Source organism: Candidatus Methylomirabilis sp. (genome assembly GCA_036000645.1).
Lineage (GTDB): Bacteria > Methylomirabilota > Methylomirabilia > Methylomirabilales > JACPAU01 > JACPAU01.
The window spans coordinates 1-5476 of record DASYVA010000235.1; the positions used below are offsets into that span (position 1 = coordinate 1).

The window sequence follows — 5476 nt, forward strand, 5'->3', positions numbered from 1 at the left end:
GCCACGATCCGGTCGGCCAGGGCCATGATCACCCGCATGTTGTGCTCGATGACCACGAGGGTGAGGCCCCGCTCCCGGAGCCGGCCGATCAACGCGGTGAGGCCCGGGATGGTCGTCTGGTCCACGCCTCCGGTCACCTCGTCCAGCATGAGCAGGCGCGGCCGGGTCGCCATGGCCCGGGCCAGCTCCAGGCGCTTGCGTTCCCCCGTGCTCAGGTCCCGGGCGTACACCTGGGCCTTGGCGGCCAGCCCCACGACCTCCAGGGAGGCCAGGGCCTCGTCGCGGGCGGCCGCCGGATGCGGGGTATGCCCCATCACCGCCACCATCACGTTCTCCAGGACGGTCATCTCGCGGAAGGGGCGCAGCTTCTGGAAGGTGCGGCCGATCCCGAGGCGGTTGACCTGGTCGGGGCGCAGGCCGACGAGGTCGTGGCCGTTGAAGGTGATGCGCCCGGTATCGGGCCGGTAGTACCCGGTCACCACATCAAAGAGGGTACTCTTGCCGGCCCCGTTGGGCCCGATCAGCCCCACGATCTCCCCGGGAGAAACCTGGAAGGAGACCGCCTGGTTCGCCACCACCCCGCCGAAGCGCTTCGTGACCCCGTCGAGCGTGAGGAGCGCCATCACCGGCCCCAGGCCCGCCGCAGGAGGCCGGCCAGCCCCGCGGGCTGGTAGACGGCCACGGCCGTGAGGAGGGCGCCATAGATGATTAAATCCACCGCCCGCCCGGTTCCGCCGAACTGCACCCGGGTCAGCTCGGACAGCGGGATCAGGATCGCGGCCCCCAGGACGGGCCCCCAGAGCGTCCCGACGCCGCCCACCACGGCCAGCAGGCAAATCAGGATGGAGAGGGACAGGGGCATGGCGCTCTCCGGGTCCAGGAAGAGGACGTACTGGGCGTAGAAGGTCCCGCCAGCCGCCACGAAGGCCGCGGAGAAGGCCATGGCGATGAGCTTGTAGCGGGTGACCGGGATCCCCACGCTGGCCGCCGCCTCCGGGTCTTCCCGGATGGCCCGGAAGTAGTACCCGAGCCGGGAGCGCTCGATCCACCAGCTCACGGCCAGGCAGACGAGGAGGAAGGCCAGCACGATGTAGTAGTAGGGGTACTTGCTCCGGTGGAACTGGAAGGCGAGGAGGGAGTCGGGGCGGAGGGGGAGGGTGAGGCCCCGGGCGGCCCCGATGGCCTCCCAGTTGAGGGCCATTGTCTGGACGATTTCCCCCACCGCGATCGTGGCGATGGCGAAGTAGTGCCCCCGCAGGCGGAAGCACGGGTAGCCGATGACCTGGGAGAGGAGGACGGCCAGCACGATGCCCGCCAGGAGGCCAAGCCACGGGCTCACCCCGGCCTGCAACTGGAGGACCGTGGAGGCGTACGCCCCCGTCCCGAAGAAGACCGCGTGGCCGAGCGAGATCTGCCCGCAGTACCCGGCGAGGATGTTCCAGGCCTGGGCCAGCATCCCGAAGAGGAGGACCTTGATCACGAGGTCCCGATGATACGGGAGCCGGGCCAGCGCCGGCGCGGCCAGGGCAAGGACGGCCAGGAGGCCGAGGAGGAGCAGTGTGGACCGGCGCATTCGGAACTTCCCTCAGAACTTCCCCATAAGACCTTGTGGCCGGACGAGAACCACCCCCAGGTAGAGGAGGAAGACCGCCACGTACTTGAAGGCGGGGGCGATGAAGAGCCCGGCCAGCACCTCGAGCATTCCGATGATCACCCCGGCCACGAGGGCGCCCGGGACGCTTCCGAACCCGCCGAGGGCCACCGTGACGTAGGCGAGGAGGCCGAAGGTGCTCCCCACATCGGGGAAGACATAGAAGAAGGTGGTCAGGAACGCCCCCGCCACCCCGACGCAGGCCCCTCCGATCCCCCAGCCCAGGGCGAACATCCGGTCCGTGTTGATCCCCATCAGGGCCGCTGCCTGCCGGTCCTGGGCGGTCGCCTCGAGCGCCACGCCGGTCTCCGTTCGGGTGATGAACCAGTAGAGGCCCGCAAAGGTGGCAAGCGAGGCGAGGCTCGCCACAACCCGGGGAAGCCCGATCGAGATCCCGAGGAGCTGCACGGGGCCGGCGACCCAGGCGTCGCCCACCTGCCGGAAATCGGGGGTCCAGAGGAACTGGGCGGAGGCGCGGAGCAGGATCGCCAGGCCGAAGGTGGCGAAGATCTGGGCGAGCATCGGGCCCCCCAGGATCCGGCGGATGATCCCGTAGTAGACCAGGACCCCCACCCCGAAGAGGGCGAGCGCGCAGATCGGGACGCTCAGCAGAGGATCCAGGGCGAAGAGGGCGTACATCCAGAAGGCCGTGTACATCCCCAGCATCAGGAACTCGCCGTGGGCGAAGTTCACGATCTCCATCAAGCCGAAGATGAGGCTGAGCCCCGCGGCGATCAGCGCGTAGACGAACCCCATGAGGATCCCGCTCAGGATCCCCTGGATCAGCACGTCGCTGGGGGGAATCGTCAGGAGGTCCATGGGGCGGGCGGCGGGCAGGCCGACCTGCCCGCCGCCGGTCCGCCGTGAGGAGCCGGGCCGAGACCGCGGGCGCTACTTCCGCTTGGCCCAGGTCGGGATCGGGTAGAGGACATCCCGGGCCGCGAGCTCGAAGGGGTACACGGTGTAGTAGGTTCCTCCCTGAAGCTGCATCAGGATCGCTCGCACCCCGGTGTTCTGCCCCTTCTCGTCGAACCGGACCCCGGTCCAGGGCATCAGGAGCTGCTCCGCAGGCATGTTGGTCTCGCGGAGGGCTTTCTGGATGGCCGCGGGCTCCCTGGAGCCCGCCCGGTTGATGGCATCGGCCAGGACCAGGAACCCGGTGAGCACCCGGGCGGGGACGTCGCTGAGGTCCCGGCCCCCACTCAGCTTCTTGAACATCTCGTTGACCACCGGGATGAGCGGCTTCCGCCCGGCCAGGTCCATGGCGAAGGGCGCGCGGGTGATCGCCCCCTCCGCCTCCTTCCCCATCTCGGACACGAACTTGGGGTCCGTGTACCCGGCGTCCTGTGCCACGATGAGCCTGGGGTTATAGTCCAGGTTCTTCGCGGTCCGCGTGAACAGGATGGCGTCGGAGGTATAGATGCTGGGCAGCAGGACATCCGGCCTCGCCGCCTTCAGGCGGCCGATCTCGGCGTCCAGGCTCGGCGACCCGCTCTTGAAGGGAAGCTTGGCGACCAGCCGGTACCCGTGCTTCTTGGCGAGCTCCTCCTGCACCTTGGCCGAGTCCGAGCCGAACTGCGTGTTCTCGTTCAGGATGCCCACCGTCCTGAACTTGACCTTCTTCTGCTTCTCCAGGTCCTTCAGGAAGTCGAACATCACCAGGCTGAAGTGGCCGTCATGCGGGCTGGTCCGGAAGAACCACTGGAAGCCCCGCTCGGTGAGGGCGGGGGAGGAGGAGTCCGCGTTCACGAACGGGATCCCTATCCGCTCCGCCACCTGGCTGGCCGTGTTGGTCACGCTGGAGAAGTAGGCTCCGAACAGTGCGTGGACTTTCTCCTGGGTGATCAGGCGCTCGGCCTCGGCCTGGCCGATGTCCGGCTTGCCCTGGTGGTCCACGACCACGACGCGGACCTTGGCGCCGCCGAGCCGGGGAAGCCCCGCCTCCGCCGCCAGCGGGAGCTTCAGGTCGTGCCGGTTGTTGATGATGTCCAGGGCCACGTCGATGACATTCTTCGCATCAATGCCGATCTGGGCCACCGGGCCTGTCATCGGGTAGAGGACCCCAATGACGACCTCATTCGCTGGTGGCCGGGCGCAGGCCCCCACCGCTGTCAGCGCCAGGAGCGCCAGCAAGGCCTCAAGCGCTGTTCTCCTGCCCATCCGTCGGATCATGGAACCTCCCCCTTTCTCTTGCTCTTCATCCACGGGCAAGGAAGCCCCCGGCGCCGCTCCCACGTGCCACGGATTCCCCGGGGGGCGCCGCTGCCACTCCCGATGCGCCGGGCGCGGGCCGGGACATGCATGGGGGTGACGCGTCAGAGAACGGCGAGGGCTTCGTCCTGGAGGTCGGTCACGAACATGTGCCCGGGCGCATGCGTGATCATGAGGGGTGGCTTGACGGCCATGGCGACGGCCTGGGGGGTGACGCCACACGCCCAGAAGACCGGCACCTCCCCGGGCCGGATCGTGACCGGGTCCCCGAAGTCGGGGCGGCCCAGGTCCCGGATCCCCAGCGCCTCGGGTGTCCCCACGTGGACCGGCGCCCCGTGGACCGCGGGGAACCGGGCCGTCACGGCTGCCGCCCGTGCCACCTTGTCGGGCGGAAGAGGGCGCATGGACACCACCAGCGGCCCCGCGAAGAGGCCGGCCGGCGCGCAGGGGACGCTGGTGATATACATGGGGACGTTCCTCCCCTCCTCCAGGTGTCGCACGGGCACGCCCGCCCTCAGGAGGGCCGTCTCGAAGGTGAAGGAGCAGCCGAGCAGGAAGGCCACCAGGTCATCCCGCCAGAGGGCGAGCAGGTCCGTGACCTCCTCGGCCAGGACCCCATGGCGGTACACCCGGTACCTCGGCACATCGGTCCGGAGATCGGCGCCTGGGGCGAGGCGCGCCGGCTCCGGGGAGCCGGGGTCGGTCACCTCCAGCAGGGGGCAGGGCTTGGGATTCCGGTGGGTGAAGAGGAGGAAGTCGTAGGCCAGGTCCCGGGGGAGGATAACCAGGTTAGCCTGGACGTACCCTGCGGCGCATCCGGCGGTCGGACGCACCCACTCGCCCCGGCGGATCCGCTCCCGGATTTCCTTCGGATGGGTGATGGTGAACGACATTCCCCGCCCCCTCCCGACCTTTACCTAACCGGAAGGGGGCGGGGTTGTCAACGCATTTCCCGGAGGGCGAAGGCTGCCTAAACACGTCGCTCGCCTCGGAGGCGCTGGACGAGCGGTCCGCATCCCTCTCCAGGAGGAACACCTACTTCACGAGCTTCCGGGCCGCCCTCTCGACCGCCCTAGCGTACTACTCCTGGTGCCCATACGGCTCCGCGGCTGCCGCGGCAGGGGCGGGGACCGGCCGGCCCTGGGCGTTGTAGCGCCCCAGGCAGCGGCTCCCCCACCACACCGAATCCTGCCCCTCGAGATGGCGCCGGACGAGGACCTGGAGGCCCGGGCATGTCCGCCGCCCCCCCGCTGCTTGGCGATCTGCAGGCGCACCCCCGCGAGGATGACTGTGTTGTTGGGGGCCACGGTGCGCGTCTCCTCGTGGCAGAGGATCGGCTCCAGGTCGACCCGCCCGAGCGGCACGAAGGCGCTCGCCGGGTCGGTGGGGGCTCGCCCGAACCGGGCATTGTAGGCCGGCAGGAACCGCTCCTGCAGGTACCGGTTGGCCGCCGCCAGGCTCTGGAGGCGGGCGAGGCCCTCCTCGGCGGCCATTGGGCCACGCCCCCGGCTTGCTGGGGAGCGGACAGTTCAGATGCTCTCGGGAGCAGTCAGATCATTCGCTCTCTACAGGGGATGCAGTTTGGACTTGACAGGCGACCCGTCCGCGGGTAGC

At 69.4% G+C, this 5476-nt stretch carries 5 protein-coding genes; all 5 read right to left on the reverse strand.

What is annotated here, in order from left to right; translation table 11 throughout:
- Positions 1-623: ABC transporter ATP-binding protein (locus VGT06_13815; GenBank protein HEV8664199.1), on the reverse strand; the 623-nt coding region annotated here is incomplete at its 3' end.
- On the reverse strand, positions 623-1573 hold the full coding sequence (locus VGT06_13820; protein HEV8664200.1) for a branched-chain amino acid ABC transporter permease: 951 nt from the start codon (positions 1571-1573) through the stop codon (positions 623-625). The genes VGT06_13815 and VGT06_13820, both read right to left, overlap by 1 nt.
- Before the next feature lie 12 nt (positions 1574-1585).
- Positions 1586-2470 carry a branched-chain amino acid ABC transporter permease gene (locus tag VGT06_13825; GenBank protein HEV8664201.1) on the reverse strand — a complete coding sequence of 295 codons (885 nt, stop codon included), beginning with the start codon at positions 2468-2470 and terminating at the stop codon, positions 1586-1588.
- Positions 2471-2542: 72 nt separating this feature from the next.
- On the reverse strand, positions 2543-3823 hold the full coding sequence (locus VGT06_13830) for an ABC transporter substrate-binding protein (GenBank protein ID HEV8664202.1): 1281 nt from the start codon (positions 3821-3823) through the stop codon (positions 2543-2545).
- A gap of 143 nt (positions 3824-3966) precedes the next feature.
- Positions 3967-4755 (reverse strand): putative hydro-lyase, encoded by a 789-nt coding sequence (locus VGT06_13835; protein HEV8664203.1) that lies wholly within the window; start codon positions 4753-4755, stop codon positions 3967-3969.
- Positions 4756-5476: the final 721 nt, after the last annotated feature.

Bases quoted from the DNA above. Each gene is read 5' to 3' on its own strand.
- VGT06_13820 (HEV8664200.1), bottom strand. From the start codon at position 1,573: ATGCGCCGGTCCACACTGCTCCTCCTCGGCCTCCTGGCCGTCCTTGCC.
- VGT06_13825 (HEV8664201.1), bottom strand. From the start codon at position 2,470: ATGGACCTCCTGACGATTCCCCCCAGCGACGTGCTGATCCAGGGGATC.
- VGT06_13830 (HEV8664202.1), bottom strand. From the start codon at position 3,823: ATGATCCGACGGATGGGCAGGAGAACAGCGCTTGAGGCCTTGCTGGCG.
- VGT06_13835 (HEV8664203.1), bottom strand. From the start codon at position 4,755: ATGTCGTTCACCATCACCCATCCGAAGGAAATCCGGGAGCGGATCCGC.